Origin of the sequence: Microbulbifer sp. JSM ZJ756, assembly GCF_044383805.1 — a bacterium.
Classification (GTDB): domain Bacteria; phylum Pseudomonadota; class Gammaproteobacteria; order Pseudomonadales; family Cellvibrionaceae; genus Microbulbifer; species Microbulbifer zhoushanensis.
In genome coordinates this window covers 1-656 of sequence record NZ_JBISER010000032.1, presented here as the reverse complement: position 1 = coordinate 656, position 656 = coordinate 1, and the positions used below count along the sequence as shown (strand labels likewise).

The window sequence follows — 656 nt, the reverse complement described above, 5'->3', positions numbered from 1 at the left end:
ACACCGGCCGCACCACCAGTTACGACTACGACGCGATCAACCAGGTCGTGAGCGAGACCAGCGCGCTGGACGTGGTGACCGCGTACACATACGACGAGCGCGGCAACCGCACGGCGGTGATCGAGGCACAGGGCACGGCGGACGAGCGCAGCACCCTGTACACCTACGACCAGGCCAACCGGGTAACGGACATCACCGACGCCGAGGGCGTGGTGACCCACTACGAGCTGGATGCCAATGGCAATATCGCCGAGGCGCATGAGGCCTTCGGCACTGCTGATGTGCGCGTGACCTATAACAGCTACGACAAGAACAACCGCATCACCCAGACGGTCGACCCGCTCGGGGTGGCCAGCACCTTCGCCTACGACGGCAACGGTAATCTCAGCAGCCAGACGCTGGCCGTGGGGCTGGCCGAGGCGCGCACCGAGTCCTTCGAGTACGACCGCAACAACCGCCAGATCGCCCAGGTCAACGGCGAGGGCGAGCGCACCGAGTTCACCTACGACGGTGCCGGCAACCGCACCGGTGTGATCGTCGCGCCGGGCCTGCCGGAACAGCAGTCCACCAGCTACGAGTACGACCTGGACAACCGCCAGGTGGCCCTGGTCGACGGCGAAGGCATGCGCGTGGAGTATGTCCTCGACGGCGCCGGC

The 656-nt window shown here is 66.3% G+C and carries 1 protein-coding gene; it reads left to right on the top strand.

The window, feature by feature from the left end; genetic code table 11:
- On the top strand, window positions 1–656 hold a 656-nt coding region (locus ACH6CX_RS18500), incomplete at both ends, for a hypothetical protein (RefSeq protein ID WP_396676218.1).